This window comes from Klebsiella sp. CN_Kp106 (genome assembly GCF_040064575.1).
In the GTDB taxonomy this organism is placed as follows: domain Bacteria; phylum Pseudomonadota; class Gammaproteobacteria; order Enterobacterales; family Enterobacteriaceae; genus Klebsiella; species Klebsiella michiganensis.
Window position 1 is genome coordinate 120003 of the sequence record NZ_JBEAIG010000048.1, and the last position, 19781, is coordinate 139783.

Annotated in this window: 19 protein-coding genes; all 19 read left to right on the top strand. The window is 55.7% G+C overall.

Annotated features, from left to right (window positions below; genetic code table 11):
* The first annotated feature begins 671 nt into the window (after positions 1–671).
* The 19 genes from ABLU96_RS14870 to ABLU96_RS14960 all read left to right on the top strand — a co-directional run bounded on the left by ABLU96_RS14870 (position 672) and on the right by ABLU96_RS14960 (position 19760).
* Positions 672–1211, top strand: a complete 540-nt coding sequence (locus ABLU96_RS14870; protein WP_048260253.1) for a fimbrial protein — start codon at positions 672–674, stop codon at positions 1209–1211.
* Positions 1212–1290: 79 nt separating this feature from the next.
* Positions 1291–1845: a fimbrial protein gene (locus tag ABLU96_RS14875; protein ID WP_014226579.1), complete on the top strand. Its 555-nt coding sequence runs from the start codon at positions 1291–1293 to the stop codon at positions 1843–1845.
* 75 nt (positions 1846–1920) lie between these two features.
* On the top strand, positions 1921–4389 hold the full coding sequence (locus tag ABLU96_RS14880) for a fimbria/pilus outer membrane usher protein (protein ID WP_004853590.1): 2469 nt from the start codon (positions 1921–1923) through the stop codon (positions 4387–4389).
* Between the two features lie 25 nt (positions 4390–4414).
* Positions 4415–5158, top strand: a complete 744-nt coding sequence (locus ABLU96_RS14885) for a molecular chaperone (protein WP_032751026.1) — start codon at positions 4415–4417, stop codon at positions 5156–5158.
* 18 nt (positions 5159–5176) lie between these two features.
* Positions 5177–5806: a fimbrial protein gene (locus ABLU96_RS14890; RefSeq protein WP_049079478.1), complete on the top strand. Its 630-nt coding sequence runs from the start codon at positions 5177–5179 to the stop codon at positions 5804–5806.
* A complete protein-coding gene (locus ABLU96_RS14895) occupies positions 5806–6858 on the top strand; it encodes a fimbrial protein (RefSeq protein WP_049079477.1) in 1053 nt (350 codons plus the stop codon). Before ABLU96_RS14890 ends, ABLU96_RS14895 begins: the two co-directional genes overlap by 1 nt.
* 9 nt (positions 6859–6867) lie before the next feature.
* Positions 6868–7416, top strand: coding sequence for a fimbrial protein (locus ABLU96_RS14900; RefSeq protein WP_032751022.1), 549 nt, complete (start codon positions 6868–6870; stop codon positions 7414–7416).
* 22 nt (positions 7417–7438) lie between these two features.
* The gene (locus ABLU96_RS14905; RefSeq protein ID WP_064404118.1) at positions 7439–8110 is read left to right on the top strand and encodes a hypothetical protein; all 672 of its coding nucleotides are present in this window, start codon (positions 7439–7441) and stop codon (positions 8108–8110) included.
* Between the two features lie 104 nt (positions 8111–8214).
* Entirely contained in the window at positions 8215–8421 is a 207-nt protein-coding gene (locus ABLU96_RS14910) for a DUF4762 family protein (RefSeq protein WP_014226573.1), read from the top strand.
* 70 nt (positions 8422–8491) lie between these two features.
* Positions 8492–9160, top strand: a complete 669-nt coding sequence (locus ABLU96_RS14915) for a DsbA family protein (RefSeq protein ID WP_049083778.1) — start codon at positions 8492–8494, stop codon at positions 9158–9160.
* A 2-nt stretch (positions 9161–9162) separates the two neighbouring features.
* On the top strand, positions 9163–10113 hold the full coding sequence (locus ABLU96_RS14920) for a hypothetical protein (RefSeq protein ID WP_064407355.1): 951 nt from the start codon (positions 9163–9165) through the stop codon (positions 10111–10113).
* 9 nt (positions 10114–10122) lie between these two features.
* Positions 10123–12234 carry an ATP-binding cassette domain-containing protein gene (locus tag ABLU96_RS14925; RefSeq protein WP_064404114.1) on the top strand — a complete coding sequence of 704 codons (2112 nt, stop codon included), beginning with the start codon at positions 10123–10125 and terminating at the stop codon, positions 12232–12234.
* Positions 12231–13391: an efflux RND transporter periplasmic adaptor subunit gene (locus tag ABLU96_RS14930; RefSeq protein ID WP_014226569.1), complete on the top strand. Its 1161-nt coding sequence runs from the start codon at positions 12231–12233 to the stop codon at positions 13389–13391. Before ABLU96_RS14925 ends, ABLU96_RS14930 begins: the two co-directional genes overlap by 4 nt.
* Complete coding sequence (locus tag ABLU96_RS14935; RefSeq protein WP_064404112.1) at positions 13391–15334, top strand: ABC transporter permease; 1944 nt, start codon at positions 13391–13393, stop codon at positions 15332–15334. Before ABLU96_RS14930 ends, ABLU96_RS14935 begins: the two co-directional genes overlap by 1 nt.
* Positions 15331–16728 (top strand): TolC family protein, encoded by a 1398-nt coding sequence (locus ABLU96_RS14940; RefSeq protein WP_032751014.1) that lies wholly within the window; start codon positions 15331–15333, stop codon positions 16726–16728. The genes ABLU96_RS14935 and ABLU96_RS14940 overlap by 4 nt, the downstream gene beginning before the upstream one ends.
* Positions 16715–17968 (top strand): beta-ketoacyl-[acyl-carrier-protein] synthase family protein, encoded by a 1254-nt coding sequence (locus ABLU96_RS14945; RefSeq protein ID WP_233932973.1) that lies wholly within the window; start codon positions 16715–16717, stop codon positions 17966–17968. Before ABLU96_RS14940 ends, ABLU96_RS14945 begins: the two co-directional genes overlap by 14 nt.
* Positions 17965–18759: a MaoC family dehydratase gene (locus ABLU96_RS14950; RefSeq protein ID WP_025106446.1), complete on the top strand. Its 795-nt coding sequence runs from the start codon at positions 17965–17967 to the stop codon at positions 18757–18759. The genes ABLU96_RS14945 and ABLU96_RS14950 overlap by 4 nt, the downstream gene beginning before the upstream one ends.
* A gap of 16 nt (positions 18760–18775) precedes the next feature.
* A complete protein-coding gene (locus ABLU96_RS14955; protein WP_004853570.1) occupies positions 18776–19027 on the top strand; it encodes an acyl carrier protein in 252 nt (83 codons plus the stop codon).
* Position 19028: 1 nt separating this feature from the next.
* On the top strand, positions 19029–19760 hold the full coding sequence (locus tag ABLU96_RS14960; protein ID WP_064404110.1) for an SDR family NAD(P)-dependent oxidoreductase: 732 nt from the start codon (positions 19029–19031) through the stop codon (positions 19758–19760).
* Positions 19761–19781: the final 21 nt, after the last annotated feature.

The following is a 19781-nucleotide window of genomic DNA, read 5'->3' on the forward strand; positions in this document are numbered from 1 at the left end:
GGGCGTCAAGATATATAGGGTCAAATCCAGTTTTAATGAGTTAGCGGAGTTTATTGTTTTCATGACGTCGCGCTATCGCTCATCGGTTCCCGTGAAACTGTGCATTTCTGTTTATTGACTCATGAGCCGCATGATAACGGAGTCTTCAGGTCAGGAAAACAAGAAGCAGCGGCGGTATGCCGCAGGGGGAGGTCGCAGCGGAAAAGGCTATACTGGCGAATGCAGGTCGATGGTGTAGACGGGGAGACATCCGTTTTCACCGTTGCGTGTAGCAGAAAAGGGTTTTTGTTAATGAAATGTGATCTGTGTTACAATTCTCTTACCATCGACATCTTTCGTTTATCCTCTATTAATTACCTGTCGTAATTTGTTTTTAGGATATATCTCAGCATTCTGCGAGTTAATTTCCTATGGTAGCATTGTTCGCGAGGTTAAATCTTTTTTTAATTCCTTTGTAAATGTATCTCTTTTTACCTAAAAAATGATTTGTTAGTATTTTTGTCGACCAGGGGATCTGGCTTTAATTAAATTATTAATATTAATTAATAGTCTAATTATTGAAACGGATTTTTCGGTGATGCGGAGGGCTGCAAATTGTTATGAGAGTATAACTCAGCAATTTTATAGCTCCTTACTCTTTAGGATAAAAATTTATAACGCAGGAATTTTCTATGAAACTGAATAAAGTTGCTATGGCTGTGGCATTAACTGCTGCTCTCGGCTCAATGTCTGCACTGGCTGATACCACTAATGGTCAGATTGAGCTTCAGGGTGAGCTGGTGAATACCGCGTGTGGTTTAGCGCCGTCGTCCAGCCCGGTAACCGTTGATTTTGGTCAGGTTCCAGTTTCCCTGCTGCAAGGCGGTGGTCAGGCAACTGAAACCAAAAACATCGAGCTGCAGTATTGCGATACCACCATCGCCAGCAGCGCCGTTGTTTCCTATACCCCGACTTCGGTTAACCCGAACGATCCTACTCTGGCTGCCTTTACTTCTGGTACCGCATCTGGTGCAGGTATCGGCCTGAAAGATAGCGCTAGCCAGACTGTGACCTGGGGCGCGCAGACCACGCCGGTCACCCTGGTCGATGGTACTAACACCATTCCTTTCGTGGCCTTCCTGAAAGCGGAAGCGGCATCGGGCGGTTCTACCCCTACCGTAACCGCGGGTGCATTCCAGTCAACGATCAATTTCACTATCGATTATCAATAATCGATTTTGAATTATCGCTCGCGGGGAGGTTCCTCCCCGCGATATTGGATGGTGTACCCGATAATATGGAATTCTGAGTATGGTTAAGGATACAGAGAAAAAGAGACTGATGGCGCTATTCGTATCGGTATTACTCTTTTCCGGACATGCTTCGAGTACTAATTTTACGCCCGGACAGCTGGCGCTTTCGGGGGAGCTGGTTGCTGCCGCCTGCGATATTGATCCCAGCTCGCGGGAGCTATGGGTGGATTTCGGCAACATATCCGCTCGCGATATTAATATGGATCAAGAAGGCAAGCTCGTCCGGCCTTTTCTGGTGCGCTTAGTGGGCTGCGCGTCTTACGGCAGCGAAAATCAATCAACGCCCGGTGCTTATGCCACGATTACTTTTACCGGCAATGCGTCATCGCAGGACCCGACCGTATTAATTCCGGATGGCGAAGGAAAGGGGTTTGGTATACAGATTCGCGATCGCCGTGGGGAAGTTTTAACTTTTGGAGAACCCTCTTCGGGATATCTGCTAAGTGATGAGAATAATACGCTGAAATTCACCGCTTCGCTGGTTCCGGTTCAGCAACATATTAAGGCTGGGGATTTTTACGCCGTCACTCGTTTTTATATGGATTACAACTAGACGCAAGCCAGCTATTGCTGTTGTAGCTTGTTTACCGCGCACGATATTTTACTGAATGATTCGGGATGAATAGTCATGTCAGCAGAACTAAAAATAAAAATAATCCTCTCTCAGATGCTTTTTTTCTGCTGTGCTTCTATGGCTTGTGCCTCAACCGACGTGGAATTCAATACCGACGTACTGGATGCCGCCGATCGCGACAATATCGATTTAACCCGTTTCGCCACCGACAACTATGTCCCGCCGGGCGAGTACTTATTAGATATTAAAATAAACGGCCAGGCGGTCGGGCAGCAAAAGGTTCGCTATCTGGCTTCTAAGGACCAGAAGCATACCCAGGCCTGCATTAACGGCGAAATTCTTGCCAGATTGGCGTTGAAAGAAGAAGCGCAGAAAAAGGTCGCACAGCCGTTTGCCGATTGCTATGACCTGCTGAGCCTTCCTGGCGCTAAGCTTAGCAACTACGCCGGGGTGCTGGACATCACCGTCCCGCAGGCGTGGATGAAATACAACGATCCGAACTGGACGCCGCCGGAGCGCTGGGACCAGGGCATCGGTGGTTTTTTGCTCGACTACAGTCTGACCGGGCAATATACCCGCCAGCTTGATATGCATGAAGATTACACCACCCTGAGCGGATACGGCCAGACCGGGTTTAACCTCGGCGGCTGGCGTTTGCGCGGCGAATATCAGACCAGCTATTACAGCGCGACGCATCAATTTGATTTCGACATGAATCAGATCTACGCCTACCGTCCGCTGCCGATGATGGCGGCAAAGCTGACGGCAGGGGAGATCTACCTTGATTCTCAGGTCTTCGACACCGTGCGCTTTACCGGGCTTAATCTCGCCAGCGATGAGCGTCAGCTGCCGCCAAACCTGCAGGGCTACGCGCCGGAAATTCGCGGCCTGGCCAAGACCAACGCCAAAGTGACGGTGAAGCAGAGCGGGCGCATTATTTATGAAACGACGGTTCCCGCCGGACCGTTTAACATTCAGGATTTACGCAGCTCGGTGCGCGGTACGCTGGATGTTCAGGTGGAGGAGCAGGACGGTTCCATTTCGACGTTCCAGGTTAACACCGCCAACATTCCTTACCTCACGCGTCCCGGCTACGTGCGTTACAACGTGGCTGTCGGCGCGCCGTCCCGCTATAACCATAAAATTCAGGGGCCAGGTTTCGCTTCCGGTGATTTCTCCTGGGGGATAACCAACGCCTGGTCGCTGTACGGTGGTTTACAAAGCGCAGGGGCGGAATATACCGCGGTCTCCGCCGGTATTGGCCGCGATCTCAGCGTACTGGGCGCGCTCTCGCTTGACGCCACCGAATCCTACAGCCAACAGTCAAACCAGAAGCGGCTTAAAGGCACCTCGTTTAAGCTGAGCTATGCGAAAACGTTCGACGAATATAACAGTTCAATTACCTTCGCCGGCTATCGCTTCTCTCAGGAAGATTTCCGCTCTTTCTCGCAATATCTCAACGAGCGTTACGAGGGTTACGACAGCCTTGGCCGTGAAAAAGAAGTCTATACCATCACCGGGAATAAAACGTTCTGGGCCGATGAGCCAGGCAAAGCGACTACCGTCTTTCTGACCTATACCCACCAGAATTACTGGAATCGAAGCAGCCAGGATCGCTACGGCATCTCGTTAGGGCGCTCGTTTAACGTCGGTAATATTCGCGGGATCACCACCAATATTTCGGCCTACCGTTCCGATTACGAAGGGCGTAAAGACGACTCTATTGCTTTCTCGCTTTCCATTCCCGTTGGCGATAGCAAATGGAGCGGTCTCGACGTGCAGACCAATAACGGCAAAACCAGCCCGATGCTCTCGTACACCGACAGCAGCGACTACAACAACCTGTGGCGACTGCGTGCCGGGGCGAGCCAGAGCGGCTATGCCAACGTCGACGGCTACTATCAGCGCCGCTCGCAGTATGCCGAAATCAACAGCAACGCCAGCTATCAGCAGGATCACTACGTTTCCCTGAGCAGCACCCTGCGCGGCGGCTTTACCGCTACCCGGCACGGGGCGGCGATCCACAACAGCGGCGCAACGCTCAACACGGCGCGCGTGATGGTGAATACCAACGGTATCGGCGACGTTCCGCTCAATGATGGTAAATCAAGAACCAACAATTTCGGCATTGCCGTTATTCCGGACATCGTGAGCTACAACAGCTTTGATACCCGTGTTGATGTCGATGCGATGTCGGAATCCATCGAACCGGCAAAAGCCATCAGCACCGCCACGCTGACCGAAGGCGCCATTGGCTATCAGACCTTTGGCATGGCGAAGGGCGAAAAAATGATGGGGATTATTCGCCTGGCTGACGGTACCTATCCACCGTTCGGCGCGGAGGTTATCAACGGCGATGGCGTGAGCGTCTCCATGATTATGGAAGGTGGCCAGGGATGGCTGGCGGGGGTTAATCCTCAGGAGCTGCTAAGCGTAGTGTGGAGCGGGAAAAAGCAGTGCCAGATTGCCATCCCGCCGACCATCGTGCGTCGTTCGACAGCCGCGCTATTGCCGTGTAAATGACAGTGACAGTAATAAAAGGCCAAAAATGAGCATAACAAGCAACAAATTCTGCTGGATGGGCGTTGTGATGCTGGCGGCGGTAGGCGGTACCGCTCAGGCAGGGGTTTCGCTGGATCGCACGCGTCTTATCATCACCGGTAAAGACAGCTCGGCGAGCGCGAATTTAACCAACACCAGCCCGGATATTCCTTTCCTCGCGCAATCATGGGTTGAGGACAGCAAGGGCAACAAGATTACCTCTCCGCTGGTGGTGCTGCCGCCTTTACAGCGGATTAACGGCGGGCAAAAAGGGGTGGCGCGGGTCACCAAAACTGACGGTATTAACCAACTGCCGCAGGACCGGGAAAGCCTGTTTTATTTAAGCGTGCGCGAAATCCCGCCCAAGCCGGATAAAGCGAATGTCCTGCAGTTAGCCATGCAGTCGCGGATTAAATTATTTTTCCGCCCGACGGCCATTATTCCCAAAAGCAAAAGCGAGATTTGGCAGGACCAGGTCGTCTTTCAAAAGAGCGGCAATAAGATGACCGCGCAAAACCCGACGCCCTATTACATCACCATTATTAGCTTGTCCCGCGTTAAGGGTGAAAAAATCACTAAGTTTCCGGGGATTATGATTGCGCCGAAGTCCAGCATGGAGTTCAGCGTAACCGACGGCAGCGTGCGAGATTTCGCCATGATGTATGTGAATGATTATGGCGGTCATCCGGAGCTGAAATATCGCTGCGAAGGAAATACCTGTAAAGCGCTGCCGCCATCGCAGCAAGGGTAATTAAAGAGGAACCTGATGATGAAAACGCGTCTATCGCTATTAGCACTGTTTGTATTCGGTATCAGTATGCCAGCGCTGGCCGACGCTGATATTCCGCTACAGCCACAGCACTATAACCGGGATCATCAGGGGGAAGATGGCGGTAACGTGATATTCAATGGCTCCGTTTATGCCTCGCCTTGCGTGCTGGCGCCGCAGAGCCGCCTGCAGATTATCGAGATGGGTGAAATCAGCGCCCGCCGTTTTCATCAGGCCGGCGACCGGAGTCAGCCGGTGCTGGTTCGCGTCGAACTCAGAGATTGCCTGAAAGGCGCCTCGCAGGCGCGCGACAGCATCGCCTCACGGACGACGGGCAACAGCAAGCATCTCTACACCACCGGCGAGCAGGCGGTTCAGCTCACTTTTATCGGCGAATCGGATGAACATAATCGCCAGCTGCTGCGCCTGACCGGCAGCATCTCAGGAGCCGGTATTCGCCTGCTGGATGTTAAAGAACGGGCGCTGGATATTAATCAAACGCAGCCGCCGTTTATTGTGAAAACCGGCGATAGCAGCCTGACGTTTATTGCCGTGCTGGAGTCAACCGGACGAAACGTGACCGCGGGCAACTTTAGCGGACTGCTGCGTTTAAAAATGGAGTATCTCTGATGACGACGATGGTTATCGGACGAAAATCTTGCGTCACGCTTTTACTCTGTGGCGGCTTATTATCCCTTGACGCCAGCGCGGCGATTGAAGGGGAAATTACGCCGGTCGGCGGACCTAAAATGTATAATATTGACGTGGTCAATCAGGATATTACCAATAACAGCATAGGGGCAACGATTCCTTATGAATTTTCATTGGGCGGGCAATATTCTGGTATAGCCAGCTGTACCATTCCCATGGAAAATCAGGCGATTTATTACTCTGCGACCGCCTCGCTGATGCAGCAGGGAAGCGCGCCGGGCTATTTAAAGCTCAATGATTATATGGATGTTAAAATTGAAATTTATATTCGTGGTCAGCGCATGGATTATTTTGCGGTACCTTTTTATAATGAATCGAATAACGCTTTTCAGAATAAATGCGTTCCGCCAACCACCCAATTTAATAACTTTGAGTCCGGCGCCAAGGGGCGGGTAACGTTTATGATTACTAAGCCTATTGTCAACGGTGTTAACCTGTTGGGTACAGAAATCGCCAAGCTTTACGGCCGCCTGGGGAACTATAGCTCAGGAATGGGCAGCACTCCAATGTCGATTGTCTCGATTAATTCCGGGGTCATTACCGTTCCGGATAAATGCATTGTCAACTCAGGTACACCGATCGTCGTTGATTTTGATACCATCCCCAGTTCGGGTTCGCTGCTAAATGGCAATAATTACAGCCGGCCCGTGCCGATTCAGGTGAAATGCGAAGGGGGAAGTTTCGCGAACGGTAATTTAAATATTCGCCTGGGTATTCAGCAGGCCAATACCGCCAGTTTTAATAGCGATTATTTAGGGACCACCGGCGCCGTCGATCGATCCAATCTTGGCATTATTCTGAAAGATTCAGGCGGCAGTTTAGTGGCCGCGAATAGATTTTATGACGTGCCGGGTTTTAATAATAATCAGGGAACCTGGAATCTGACCGCCGCGCCGATTGCCAATGCCGGGACCAATGTTCTCGAAGGGGATTTCCAGGCATCGGCCACCGTGGTCGCTGAGTTTCAGTAAGGGGGCAGCATGCGTCAATTAATCGCATCTATGGTACTTCTGGGCTTACTGTCGGCGGCCACGCCGGCGTACGCCAGTGGGGAACTGATCGGCGGCGACTTAACCTTCAAAGGCACCGTCGCGGCCCATGGCTGCAGTATCGTTCCTTCATCCAAAAATATCGCCGTGGATTTTGGCCAGATTTCCACCCGTACGCTCTATGCGGAGAGCAAATCACAGCCCAAAGCGTTTGTGATTGAGCTTAAGGATTGCAGTACCGATGTTTTTAATTCCGTTACCGTAACCTTTAGCGGGACGGAAAATGCCAATATGAGCGACCGTCTGGCGATTACGCCGGTAGCGCCAAATTCCGCCAGCGGTATTGGCATTGGTTTTGAAGAGAGTAACGGCACGGCGATTTCACTCAATACGCCAACAACCGCGGTCGCCATTTCCGATGCCACCATGCAGTTAAATTTTAAAGCTTTTGTTGAAGGGGAACCGGACGCCTTGAGTAACAAAACCTTGCAGACCGGTGCCTTCCAGGCAACAGCGTATTACACACTTAATTACCAGTAGAATAGATCAAGGATGATGATAAATGAGCCGCCGTTTCTTTCTCTACGATAAAAATATCTTTTTCTCAGAAGGCGTACGTTCTTTGGTTGACGATCTTGCCGCGCATGACGGCGACTGCGCTTTCTCAAGGCTCGATCAGTTCTCTCAGCTGATTAATACGCTGCGTCTGCCGAAGCAGAAAGAGGAGCTGCGCTGGGTGCTCTGCGATGTCGACAGTTTGCCGGACGAACGCTTTAATGCGCTATACACCATTAAAGAGTACTACTGCCGGGAAAATCAGCAACTGGTGATTTTATTAGGAGAAAATAATATTTCTCTGTTTTTTGCGCTGCATTCGCTGCTCCCGGAGGCGAGCTGGTTATTAAAAAATGAATCGCTGGAGAATTTTTTCAAATTCATTGAAGGCGCTGATTCGATGGTGGCAAAGAAAATATTTTACAGCCGCTCGCTAGTTAATTATACCCGACAGAAGTGGTTAGCCCGGGATTTTAATAACAGTATCTCCAGCGATGACTGGTGGTTAATGGAAGAAATATTCAAAGGGAAGTCATTGTCGCAAATTTCCTCTGAGCAAAAAATTGATGTTCGTCGACTGAGCCGCTGCAAACGGGGCCTGATGAAAAAGTTAAATGCTAAAAATAACGTAGAGCTGTTTAATATTTTCAAATGTATCGTAGCCACCCCCTGCGTATAACAGCGTACAAAGTCTAACATCGACAGAATTACTGGCAGATAGCTAAGCCAGTAGGTAAGTGTAAGAAAAATACATTTCAATATAAATAGTTAAGGATCTAACAAATGCAAAAATTAAGTATGATTGAAGCGTCAACTATTATTGGCGGCTGCTGCAAGGAAACTTGCACAAGCTCTTACGAGACAGTGGTCGTTGGCGGTGTTTCTACCTGTAAACAAGTGACCACCTGTACGGATAAGCACGGTTCAACCGTTAGCATGAAAGATGCGCCGGACAGCATGTGCGTCGTGCCAAATAGCGCCCGTTATTAATCACTGATGTGATACATGGAGGGGGAACCCTCCATGTATTTCTCCGCTATTTTCGCGAGCCTGGTATCAAATGAAGATAAAACCTATTACCGCCGTTGGCTATACGTTTCTGGTGGCGTTAATTTCGTCGCTAATTACCGTGCTGTGCTATCACATATTTGTGTTTAATACATTTTCACTGGATAGCAGTCAGCCTTCCGCCCTGCGGGAAATTGACAGCGCAACCGTTGCCAGTAGCCCAATAAAACATGAGAAAAGCATTATTGAAGTGATGTCCTATGGCTGTCACTACTGCGCATCGAACGAGGAAGAGATCGAAAAATTCGCCGCCACGCTACCCGCGGATAGCACCTTTGAAGTTATCCATATTACTGGCGAGAATAACGGCCTGGCGGTCTTTGCGCCGGTTTTTGCGACCCTTGAAGTCATGGGTATTGAGCGCCAGACGCGCGACCAGGCGTTTAACGCGGTAATGACCCGCGGGATTAATTTAGCCGATGAGGAAACGCTTAATGGCTGGCTGAAAAAGAATAGTATTGATGTCGATAAATACCATCAGCTACGCCAAAGTCAGGCCGTCGCCGAGCGTCTGGAATATATGGCGAAAATCACCGAACTTTATGACATTAACGCGACGCCGCTGTTTATTGTGAATAAGAAATACGTAGTGGCGAAGGATCGTCAGTTTCCTGAATTTGCCGACTATTTGCGCCAGCTGTTAACCCAGGATAAGGAGTAAGCGTGGCGCGCTTTCTCATCGTCTGGAGCGTCTTCAGCGTAAGAAAATGGTCCGCGCAGCTGAGCTGGCGCTACCGGCCTCTTACCGGCTACGGCCAAAAAGCGGTGCGTAGAGTCATGCGTTTTACCCCGATGCCGCTGCTGCTGCTGGCGGTTCGCGCGCTGTGTCGGCTGCGGCTGCTGGGCAGACAGTACCGTGGCCGCAGCGCCGTGGCGACGCAAAACTACCGCTGCCTGACGGGCGTCGAGGGCCGAATCGATGCCGGATGGATAGCCATGCGCCGCCAGCTGCTGGAGATAGGGGCGACCTGGGGACAGCACCCGGCCACCCTGGCCCAGATGCAGGCATGCACGCGAGAGCTTGACGCCGTTGTCGCTCCCCTGGCGTCGCAAAAGACGCCGGTCGTCCTTGCGCCGCTGCACTGCGTTTCCGATATCTTAGCGGCGATGGTCGGAGCCGGCGTGACGCCGGGCAAAGCCAGCGTAGTGGTCTCTTCCAGCGCGGAAAGCTACACCGTCGCCAGCCGTAAAATGGGCGGCGTCGCGCTCTCTTATTGCTCAATCCACCAGGATAATACATCGCTGGCTAGCGAGCTTATGGCGTTAATGACTAATGTATCGGCAGGGCGGGAAAATATGATTATTTTCCCCGACATTCCTGCCGATTACACCGTGCAGACCCCGGAAGCGCAGTCCGGCAAAATAAGCTGCCGGCTATTTGGCCGCCCGGCGAAATTACATAGCGGAGTACAGCGGTTTTCTCGCATCGTATCGGCGAAGGTGGTTTTTTATCACCTCTATTATCAGCACGGGATAAAAATAAAGATCTATTCCCCGCTGTCGCCAAAAGAGGTCGCGGCAAAGCTACCAACGATGATTGAAAACACCCTGCGCGATTATCCGCAGGATTGGCTTTTGTGGCACAGCCATTCGCTCTATTTTATTAATCACTGATGCATCATCATGAAAAAGATTATTCCTGATATGGTTTTCCAGGAAGAGACCAATGAATGCGGCCTCTCCTGTATTGCGATGCTGGCGCAAACCCAGAATATTCCGTGCTCGCTGCCGGCTTTGCGGGAAATTTTCCCGGCATCCGATCATGGGACATCGTTGAGCGATTTATCCGTTATCCTGCAGCAGATCGGCATTGCCACCGCGCCGGTGTTGTTCGATCACGCTGAGCTTCATGCGCTGCCGTTCCCGTCCATTTTGCACTACGGCGCCAGCCACTATGTTCTGCTGGCCTGGCGAAAAGGGGATTACGTCTGCGTCATGAATCCGGCGATTGGCCAGCAGTGGCTGCCTTTCTCGGCATTAAAAAAAGAGATTAGCGGCTATGCGCTGATCCTTGAAGAGTCGCCCGGCGCGATTGCCGGCCCGGACCCGGTTATTGCCGGCGTGCAGCAGGAGATGCCGCGGGCGATGAGCCTGAAGGAGACCGCGGCGGTACCGGGCATTTATAAGCTGATGCTCTTAACCTTCCTGGTGTCGCTCACCCTGTTTTTAATGCCGACGATGGTCAGCCGGGCGATCAACCAGGCCTTCTCTGACGTTCAGAATACGCAGTTTCCTTATTTATGGTTCATCCTCGCCTTTGTTGTATCCACGCTGCTGGCGCTGGGCGTCAGGGTGATTAGCGAGCGATTTATTCGCCGCTTTGTCCTGCTTAAGAGCGATATCGGTTTTTCCCGCCTGCTGAATAATCCGCTGCGTTTTTTTGAAAAACGCGCGCCGGGGGACGTTTTCAGCCGTTTTATCGCCTGGCAGGGCGGGATGCTGCAAAAAATCGAACTGGATAACGGGCTCCGCTCGGACTGGATCATCTGCGTTATCGCGATCGGCATTATGTTCTGGATCTCCCCGGTGCTGGCGCTGATTTCCGCCGTGGGTATTGTGGCGATGGGGCTGATCAGCGTCTGGGCCATTTTTCGCGACCGCTGGTATACGCAGCAGCTGCAGCTGAAAAGCGCGACGCTGAATGACTTTTTTATGGAAACGCTTCAGGGCGTGTTAACCATCAAGACCGCCGGGCTGGAAACGCAGCGTAAAGCGCAGTTTGCCCGTCTGTCTCATGACCTTTTCACCTGCCTCCAGCGGCAGAAAGTCTATCAGCAGGTCAAAGAGGGACTGTACCAGCTGACCGGCAGCCTTGAGATGGTGGTTTTCATGCTGGTGGTGCTGCCGCTGGTGCACGCAAAGCTTATCTCGCTGGGCGACTTTTTTGCCTACAGCTTTTTACGACAGATTTTTACCTCCTACGTCACGCGGATATTTTATGCCGTGATCCGTAAATCACAGCTGCACGTGATCGATACCCGCGCGCAGGGCCTGTTCACCCGCCATGAGCCTGCTGCGCCCCAGTTTGCTCCGCTCAGCGGTGAAGCGGTTCCGCGGCTGACGTTCGAACAGGTGAGCTTTCATTACAACCCGCAGCGTCCGGTACTCAATGCCGTTGATCTCATCCTGGAGCCCGGCGATCGGCTGGCGATCGTGGGCGACTCCGGCGCCGGAAAAAGCACCCTGCTGCGGCTGATGGCAGGGCTTTTTTCCGCGCAGCATGGGCGAATTTTGCTGAACAACGACGAGGTGAGCGCGCAGCAGCTGGCGTCGCAGGTATGGCTACAGAGTCAGGAAGACATCCTGTTCAACGCCTCGGTGCTGCAAAACATCACCCTGTTTGATCCGTGGTACAGCGACAGCGACCGTGGGCGAGTGGAGGCGCTGGTCGAAAAAATGGCGCTGGGGCCGGTGGTTCAGGCGCTGCCGGGAGGAATGGAGGCGCTGATCCGCGAGAGCCACTCGGCGCTCTCTTTAGGCCAGCGTCAGCGGCTGATGCTGGCGCGGGCGCTCTACAGCACCCGGCCCATACTACTGTTCGACGAACCGACCGCCAATCTTGATGATGAAACCGCGGAAACGGCGATCCTCGCGCTGTGCCAGCACTGCCGCGAACAGGGCAAGACGCTGATCGTCGTGACCCACAGCGAGCAGATCCTGCATCACTTCACGCGGGTTTATCGCCTGAAGGAAGGCAAGCTGCGCGATATCACACAGGGAGAGGTGGACCAATGAGAAGAGCATTTTTACGCCGCCGTAAAACGTGGCTGTTTGCGCTGGTCGCTATGCTGGCCATTGTTGCCGCCGTCTACTATCAGCGCTCATTTCCGGCACAGGCCGAGTCGATTGATACCGTTACGCTCGATCGCGGGGATATTGAAAAGGTCGTGCTGGCGAGCGGGATTATCAAACCTGCCGTCCAGGTGAGCGTCGGCGCGCAGGTCAGCGGCCAGCTGCGTAAGCTGTACGTGCGCCAGGGCGAGCGGGTGCGCAAAGGGCAGCTGTTAGCCGAAATCGACCCGACGCTGCAGCTTTCCGACTTACGCAACGCTACCGCGCAGCTGGCCAGCGCCAGAGCGCAAAAGCAGGCCTCTGAGGCCACGCTGGTGCAGTACCGTAAAGCGCTGGCGCGCGAGCAGGCCATGAGCCGCGACGGCTCCGGCGTGAGCAGCGATCTCGAACAGGCGCAGGCGCAGTATGCCGCGCAGGTTCAGCAGATAGCGGTGAATGAGGCGCAGATTGTGCAGGCGGAAATGAGCGTGCAGACCGCCAACGCCAACCTCGGCTATACCCGCATTCTCGCGCCTATGGATGGCGAAGTGCTGGGCATCGTGACCCGTGAAGGGCAAACCATCGTCTCCTCGCAAATTGCGCCTACGATTCTGGTGCTCGCCGATCTCGATAAAGTCCAGGTCCAAACCCGCATTTCCGAAGCCGATATCCAGAAAATCCATCCGGGACAGCCGCTATGGTTTTACGTCATTGCCGACCCGCAAACCCGTTATGAAGGGGAGCTTGGCTATGTCCAGCCCGCGCCGCAGGAGGCGCTGGAGGAACAAAACGCCGGCGCGTCTGCCGGTAACCAGCAGAGCAGCGCCATTTACTATAACGGCACCTTCGAGGTGGATAATCGCCAGCGATTGCTGAAAACCTCGATGACCGCCCAGGTGTTTATCCGCATCGCGCAGGTGAAAGATGCGCTGCGCGTGCCGGTTGCCGCGCTGGGGCGTTCGCTCGGGGATGAGCGCTACCTGGTCGTGGTGCAAAAGGAGAACGGCAGCGAGGAGCGCACCATCCGCATCGGGATTAACGACCGCCAGTATGCGCAGGTTCTTGAAGGATTACAGCCCGGCGAGCGGGTGGTGATCCCGCAGGATGCGGGGTCCGTCTGATGGCTGAGCCGTTAATCTTGCTGAACAACGTCACGCGTCATTTTGTTGCCGGGACGCAACTGATTCCGGTGCTGAAATCCATCTCTCTGACCATTATGCCCGGCGAGATGGTGGCGATTATGGGCGCTTCCGGCTCGGGTAAATCGACGCTGATGAATATTATCGGTTGTCTGGATAAACCCAGCAGCGGTGAAGTGTATATCAACGGTATCGCCGCCCATCAGGCCGACAGCGCGGCGCTGGCGGAGCTGCGCAGCCGCTGGCTGGGATTTATTTTTCAGCGCTATCACCTGATGCCTTATTTGACGGCGGAAGAGAATATTGCCATCCCTGCGCTCTATACCGCGATGCCCGCCGCTGAGCGCCAGGCTCGCATTGCGCTGCTGGCGGAAAAGCTGGGCATTGACGCGCGCCTGGCGCATAAACCCGCGCAGCTTTCCGGCGGCCAGCAGCAGCGGGTCAGCGTCTGTCGGGCGCTGATCAACGGCGCGCAGATTATTCTCGCCGATGAACCCACCGGGGCGCTGGATAGCGTCAGCGGCCGGGCGCTGATGGATGTTCTGCACCAGCTGAACGCTGACGGGCATACGGTGATTATCGTGACCCACGATCGCGAGGTAGCGCAGCAGGCCCAGAGGATCGTCGAGATCAGCGATGGGCAGGTGGTCGCCGACAGCACCCACGGCGCGCGTGATCATCGCGGCATTCCGCGGCTGCCCGCGGTACAGGATAACGGCCGGGCCTCGCTGTCGCGCAGTATCGGAGAGTCGGTACGGATGGCATGGCGGTCGCTGCTGGGGCATCGTATGCGCGCCTTTTTGTCGATGCTGGGGATTATCATCGGCATTTCGTCCGTGGTTTCCTCCATGGCGGTGGGAGAAGGCGCCCGGCAGAGCATCATGAACGAGATTGGCAAGCTGGGTAATACCACGCTCGAAATCCGCCCCGGTACCGGTTGGGGCAGCAAGCGTCCGGATATGGAGCGGGCGCTGTCGCTGGATGATATCGCCAGCCTCGGCAAACAGTCGTGGGTGCTTGGGGTGTCGCCGATCGTCTCCAGCATGACGACCGCGGTGCGCCAGGGGTTTGATTCCTCGATTATTCTTTCCGGGGTTTCCGCCGACTATTTCTCGCTGCAGGGTATTCGTTTTCTTCACGGCAACGGTTTTACCCACCGCGATGTCGACGATCGTGAACCGGTGCTGGTGCTGGATGAAACCAGCAAAGAGACGCTGTTTCCCGGTAATGAAGATCCGCTGGGTAAAATTGTGCAAATCGCCGGCGCGCCGTGGCGGGTGATCGGCATCGCCAGCAAGCCGGGACCGAAGGTGGTCAGCGGGTTTATGTCGGCCTGGATCCCCTATACCTCTTTATTGCAGCGGATTTCCGGGGACAAACCGCTGGAGGCGCTCACGCTGCGCTTTCAGGAAACGCTGTCGCCGCAGGACGCGGCGCGGCGGGCGGAAAGGCATCTTATCCGCGAGCACGGCAAGAAAGATTTCTTTGTCCAGACCGACGAACAGCTCGCCAACGCGCTGCAAAAAACCTCTGACTCCATGTCGCTGCTGATCACCGCGATTGCCGCCATCTCGCTTCTGGTCGGCGGCGTTGGCGTGATGAACATCATGCTGGTTTCCGTTACCGAACGCACCCATGAGATTGGCATCCGGCTTTCGGTCGGCGCTCGCCCCAGCGACATCATGCATCAATTCTTAATTGAGGCGGTGATGATCTGCGCGCTCGGCGGGCTGACGGGGGTATTGGGCTCCTGGGCCGCCGGTAACCTGTTTGCCCTGCTGACGCAGGAGTTTTCCATGGTCTTCACCTGGCTGCCGGTAGCGATGGCCTGCGGTTTTTCCGCCCTGATTGGCCTGACGTTTGGCTATTTTCCAGCGCGCCGCGCGGCGCGACTGAACCCGACGGAGGCGCTGGCCCGCGAATGAGACCGCTGACTTTATTACCGTTAATTGTATTGCTGACGGGCTGCGGGAATTTAACCCGCAGCGATTATCAGCGCCCGCTGCTGTCGGTGCCGGAGAACTGGCAGCGGACGGAGGGAGACAGCATCGCGCGCTCGCAGGAGAAAGCGCAGCGCTGGTGGGACCGTTTCGGCGACGAACGTCTGTCGCGGGTGGTGGGGCAGGTGCTGGAAAGCAATAACGATCTCGCCGCTGCCGCCTTAACCCTTAAGCAGGCGCGTATTTCCGCTGGGCTCACCCGGACCAATATCAGCCCCGACGCGAGCCTCAACGGCTCCGGCAGTAACTCAAAACCGCTCAACAGCGGCGGTTCGCAGGAGAGCTACAGCGCCTCACTGTCCCTGAGCTATGAGCTGGATCTGTGGGGCAAGCTGGCGCGGATCCGGGAGCAGAGCGAATGGGAGGCGATAGCCAGCGAGCAGGACTACCGGGCGACGATCCTGTCGACGATTGATACCACCGCGCAGCTGTACTGGAACATCGCTCTGCTGAACCAGCAAATGACGTATCAGGCGGCGAGTCTGGATATCGCCAGGCAGACGCTGGCGCAGATTGAGTCCTGGCAGCGAGCGGGGAAAGTGGGCCTGCTTGATGTGCTGCAGGCGCGGCAGACGGTCATCAGCCGGCAGAATCAGCTGCTGAGCCTGAAGCAGCAGCGGGCGATTTCCCGTAACGCGCTGGCGCTGCTGCTCAACAGACCGCCGGCTCAGCACACCGATGAGTCCTCCGCGCTGGATGTGCGTCAGCATATCGCCATTGCCAACGCCACGCCGCTGGCCGCGCTCGCCAGCCGGCCGGACCTGCAGGCGGCGGAATCCCGCCTGCGGGCGGCGCTGGCGGGCTCAGATGCCGCGCGGCTGAGCTTCTATCCCACGCTCTCGCTGCAGGGAACGCTGAGCGCCGGAAGCCAGCTCTTTCACCAGTGGTTTAACGACCCGCTGCGCACCGTGGGCAGCAGCGTTTCCGCGCCCTTTATCCAGTGGAACACAGTACAGCTCACCGTGGAGCAGGCCAGCGTGAAGGTACAGCAGGAGGCGGTGAACTTTCGCCGCACCGCCTATACCGCGCTGTCGGAGGTGGACAACGCGATGGAGAAGCGGCTTAACGCCGACGAGCAGCGCGATCGTCTGCTGCAAACGCTGCAGCTGGGCGAGCAGCGTCTGGCGCTCACCGGGAGCCGCTATCGCTCAGGGGCGGTGGATTATCAGACTCTGCTGAACGCCCAGGACGCGCTGCTTGATGTGCAGAACAGCCTGGCGCAGAACCAGTACGACTATCTTTATGCCACTTTGCAGCTTTGGCTGGCGCAGGGAGGCATTAACCCGCAACAGAGGACTTCCCAGAATGAGTCACAGTAACTCCCCTTATCGCGTGGTGATAACCGGCTATGGCGCGGTGACTCCCCTCGGCGATAGCGCCGCCGAAAGCTGGCAGGCCATCATGGATTATCGACGCGGCTACCGCTATGTGGATCTCTCCGCGAACGGTATTCACACGCATTTTATCGGTCAGGTGGCGAATGAACCCAGCCTTAAGGGGGTTCCCGCCGCGATTCGTCGGCGTCTGCCGCGTCACGCGCGTCTGGCGCTGGCCGCCGCGCGGGAAGCGGTGGCGATGGCCTTTGCGGGGGAAGCTCCCACGGCGTTTTATGACCCGCTAATGTGCGGCGCCATCATCGGCTCCGGCTGGGCAGGGCTGGATGAAAGCTATCTGGCGGTACCCGAGTTTGAGAAAACCGGCGTCTCCTCGCCCTTTAGCTGCTTTTTTTCCATGCCAAACGTGAGCACCGCCGCCTGTAGCCAGCAGTGGAATTTGCGCGGCTATCAAAATACCCCGGTCGCGGCCTGCGCCACCGGCACTATCGCTGTCGGCGAGGCCTATGATGCGATTCGCTTTGGCCGCGCCAGCATGCTGCTCGCCGGCGCCGGGGAATCGCTAAACAGCGTTTGCGCGATCTGGAATATCGATGTGCTCGGCGCGCTGAGCCGGGAAATGGAGTCGCCGGAGCGGGCTAGCTGTCCGTTCAGCCTGCAGCGCAGCGGGTTCGTGCTTTCGGAAGGCGGGGCGGTGCTGTGCCTTGAGGAGCGCGAGAGCGCCCTCGCGCGCGGGGCGACGATCCTGGCGGAGGTCACCGGCTATGCTAATTTCTCCGACGCGGTGGATTTTACCTCCCCGGCGGAGGACTGCGTAGCCCGCGAGCAGACCATCCGTTGGGCGCTGCGTGGCGCAGATCTCCAGCCTGCCGACCTCGATTATATCAACGCCCACGGCACCTCCACGCCGCTCAACGATCTCAACGAAACGCAGTCGCTGAAAAAGGCGCTGGGCGACGAGGCGTACCGTATCCCGATTTCCAGCACCAAAGCCTACTCCGGGCATCTGATTGCCGCCGCAGGGAGCTTCGAGACCATTGTTTGTCTGCAGGCGATGGCGGCGGGGATCCTGCCTGCGACGGCCCATTTAACCCAGCCTGACCCGCAGTGCGATCTCGACTATATCGCTGAAGGGCACCGTCAGGGGGAGATACATCGGGCGCTGAATCTGAGCTTTGGTTTCGGCGGCGCGAACGCCGCGCTGGTGCTGGAGAAACACGCGTGACGCTGCTGCACTACACCCTTGCCGACGCGCGGCAGTGGGCGGCGTTTTCCGGCGACGAAAACCCGATTCACTTCGACCTCGCGGCAGCGCGCCAGATGGGCGGGGGACAGTTGAGCGTCCACGGAATGCGCGCGCTGCTCGACGTGAAGCGCGATGCCCACTCCCGGCTGTACCACCCTGAGCGTTACGTAAAATGCCAGGTTCGCCTGCGCAGGCCAATATGGTGCGATACCGACTGGCTGTTAACGCCCGGGGTAGCCAAAAATCGCCTTTTATCCGCCACATCGGTCAGCAATCCGCAGGATGGCGAACTCTGCCTGTCCTGCCAGATGAGCACGGCGGCCGAGCCGGAATCGCTGGTGGGTAAACAGCCCTGCACGATTGCGCCAAAGACGCTGCGCGAGCTGCAGTCCTGCTTCAACGCCGCCTGGCCCGGCCTGGCGCAGTGGCAGTTTCTTGATGCCTTGCTGTTCCGCCAGCTGATTGGCGATCCCGCGCTGCTGCGCCAGGAGAACATCGCGGCCCTGCTCGGGCCGGGGGAAACCTCGTTGCAGCAAATATTTACCCGCTATCCGGTGCTGCAAACCCACCAGGAGGTGGTGTTTGATGCTCGTCTCGCGGGCAAAGCGACGCCGATTTGGCCCGAATCTCTGGCGCTCTGGCTGCTGCCCTCGCTGGTGGTGGGCCAGGCCGAACAGGGGGCGCTGGTGCGCATCGCCGCGGCGGCGCAGCTGGATGACCTGATAATAACGAACGTGGTCACGCTAAAAGTTGGCCCCGTGCATAATTGATAATTAAGGATAATTTATGACTGCCTATGATGAAGTTCTGCAAAAAGTATGTGAAATGATTTGCGATGCGAAAGACCTGGAACCGGATGAGATTGATGAGAATACGCCGCTGGTTCGTCTGAAATTAGATAGCCTGGACTACGTCGAGCTCATGGTGCTGGCAAAACGTGAATTCAATATCACCCTGGAGGCGGACTGGTTTATTCACAATCCGGGGATCACCCTGGGCGAACTGTGTCAGCACATCAGCAAAGAGTCAGGTAACTGATATGGCGCAACAATGGATATTGGTGACCGGCGGCAGCCGCGGTATCGGTCGGGCGCTGGTCACCGGCCTGGCGCAAAGCCGGAACGTGGTCTTTACCGCCCGCGATGAGGCTGCGATTAACGCCACCCAGGCGGCGAGCGAAAACTCCGCCCACCGGGTGCAGGGATACGTCTGCGACGGCAACGACGCGTCGCGGGTTGAACAGCTTGCGCAGGCGCTACTGGCCGAGCGGGGGGCGCCGGAAGCGATTATTCACAATGCCGGGATAGCTCGCGATGGCCTGCATATTCATCAGGACGCCGCGCTCTGGCGCGAGGTGTTGGAAACCAATGTGATCTCGATGATTAACTGGAACCGGGTGCTGCTGCCGGCGATGCTCACGCAGCGGCGGGGCTCCATCGTGATGATGTCGTCGGTCAGCGCGTTAAAGGGCAACGTGGGGCAGACGGCGTACGCCGCGAGTAAAGCAGCGATGAGCGGTATTGCGCGCTCGCTGGCGCTTGAGGTCGGGCGCTTCGGCATTCGGATCAACTGCCTGGCGCCGGGCCTGATCCGTACGGAGATGCTGGAGGAGATACCCGCGCAAAAATTGAAAGAGATGCGCCAGTCGATACCGCTACGCCGATTGGGCGAAACGGATGATGTGCTGCAGGCGGTGGCGTTTTTAATCGGTGAGGGGAGCCAGTATATGACCGGGCAAACCCTGGTTCTGGACGGCGGATTGAGCGCCTGAGTCTGTGATTAGGCCGGCTTA

Bases quoted from the DNA above. Each gene is read 5' to 3' on its own strand.
- ABLU96_RS14870 (WP_048260253.1), top strand. From the start codon at position 672: ATGAAACTGAATAAAGTTGCTATGGCTGTGGCATTAACTGCTGCTCTC.
- ABLU96_RS14875 (WP_014226579.1), top strand. From the start codon at position 1,291: ATGGTTAAGGATACAGAGAAAAAGAGACTGATGGCGCTATTCGTATCG.
- ABLU96_RS14880 (WP_004853590.1), top strand. From the start codon at position 1,921: ATGTCAGCAGAACTAAAAATAAAAATAATCCTCTCTCAGATGCTTTTT.
- ABLU96_RS14885 (WP_032751026.1), top strand. From the start codon at position 4,415: ATGAGCATAACAAGCAACAAATTCTGCTGGATGGGCGTTGTGATGCTG.
- ABLU96_RS14890 (WP_049079478.1), top strand. From the start codon at position 5,177: ATGAAAACGCGTCTATCGCTATTAGCACTGTTTGTATTCGGTATCAGT.
- ABLU96_RS14895 (WP_049079477.1), top strand. From the start codon at position 5,806: ATGACGACGATGGTTATCGGACGAAAATCTTGCGTCACGCTTTTACTC.
- ABLU96_RS14900 (WP_032751022.1), top strand. From the start codon at position 6,868: ATGCGTCAATTAATCGCATCTATGGTACTTCTGGGCTTACTGTCGGCG.
- ABLU96_RS14905 (WP_064404118.1), top strand. From the start codon at position 7,439: ATGAGCCGCCGTTTCTTTCTCTACGATAAAAATATCTTTTTCTCAGAA.
- ABLU96_RS14910 (WP_014226573.1), top strand. From the start codon at position 8,215: ATGCAAAAATTAAGTATGATTGAAGCGTCAACTATTATTGGCGGCTGC.
- ABLU96_RS14915 (WP_049083778.1), top strand. From the start codon at position 8,492: ATGAAGATAAAACCTATTACCGCCGTTGGCTATACGTTTCTGGTGGCG.
- ABLU96_RS14925 (WP_064404114.1), top strand. From the start codon at position 10,123: ATGAAAAAGATTATTCCTGATATGGTTTTCCAGGAAGAGACCAATGAA.
- ABLU96_RS14930 (WP_014226569.1), top strand. From the start codon at position 12,231: ATGAGAAGAGCATTTTTACGCCGCCGTAAAACGTGGCTGTTTGCGCTG.
- ABLU96_RS14935 (WP_064404112.1), top strand. From the start codon at position 13,391: ATGGCTGAGCCGTTAATCTTGCTGAACAACGTCACGCGTCATTTTGTT.
- ABLU96_RS14940 (WP_032751014.1), top strand. From the start codon at position 15,331: ATGAGACCGCTGACTTTATTACCGTTAATTGTATTGCTGACGGGCTGC.
- ABLU96_RS14945 (WP_233932973.1), top strand. From the start codon at position 16,715: ATGAGTCACAGTAACTCCCCTTATCGCGTGGTGATAACCGGCTATGGC.
- ABLU96_RS14955 (WP_004853570.1), top strand. From the start codon at position 18,776: ATGACTGCCTATGATGAAGTTCTGCAAAAAGTATGTGAAATGATTTGC.
- ABLU96_RS14960 (WP_064404110.1), top strand. From the start codon at position 19,029: ATGGCGCAACAATGGATATTGGTGACCGGCGGCAGCCGCGGTATCGGT.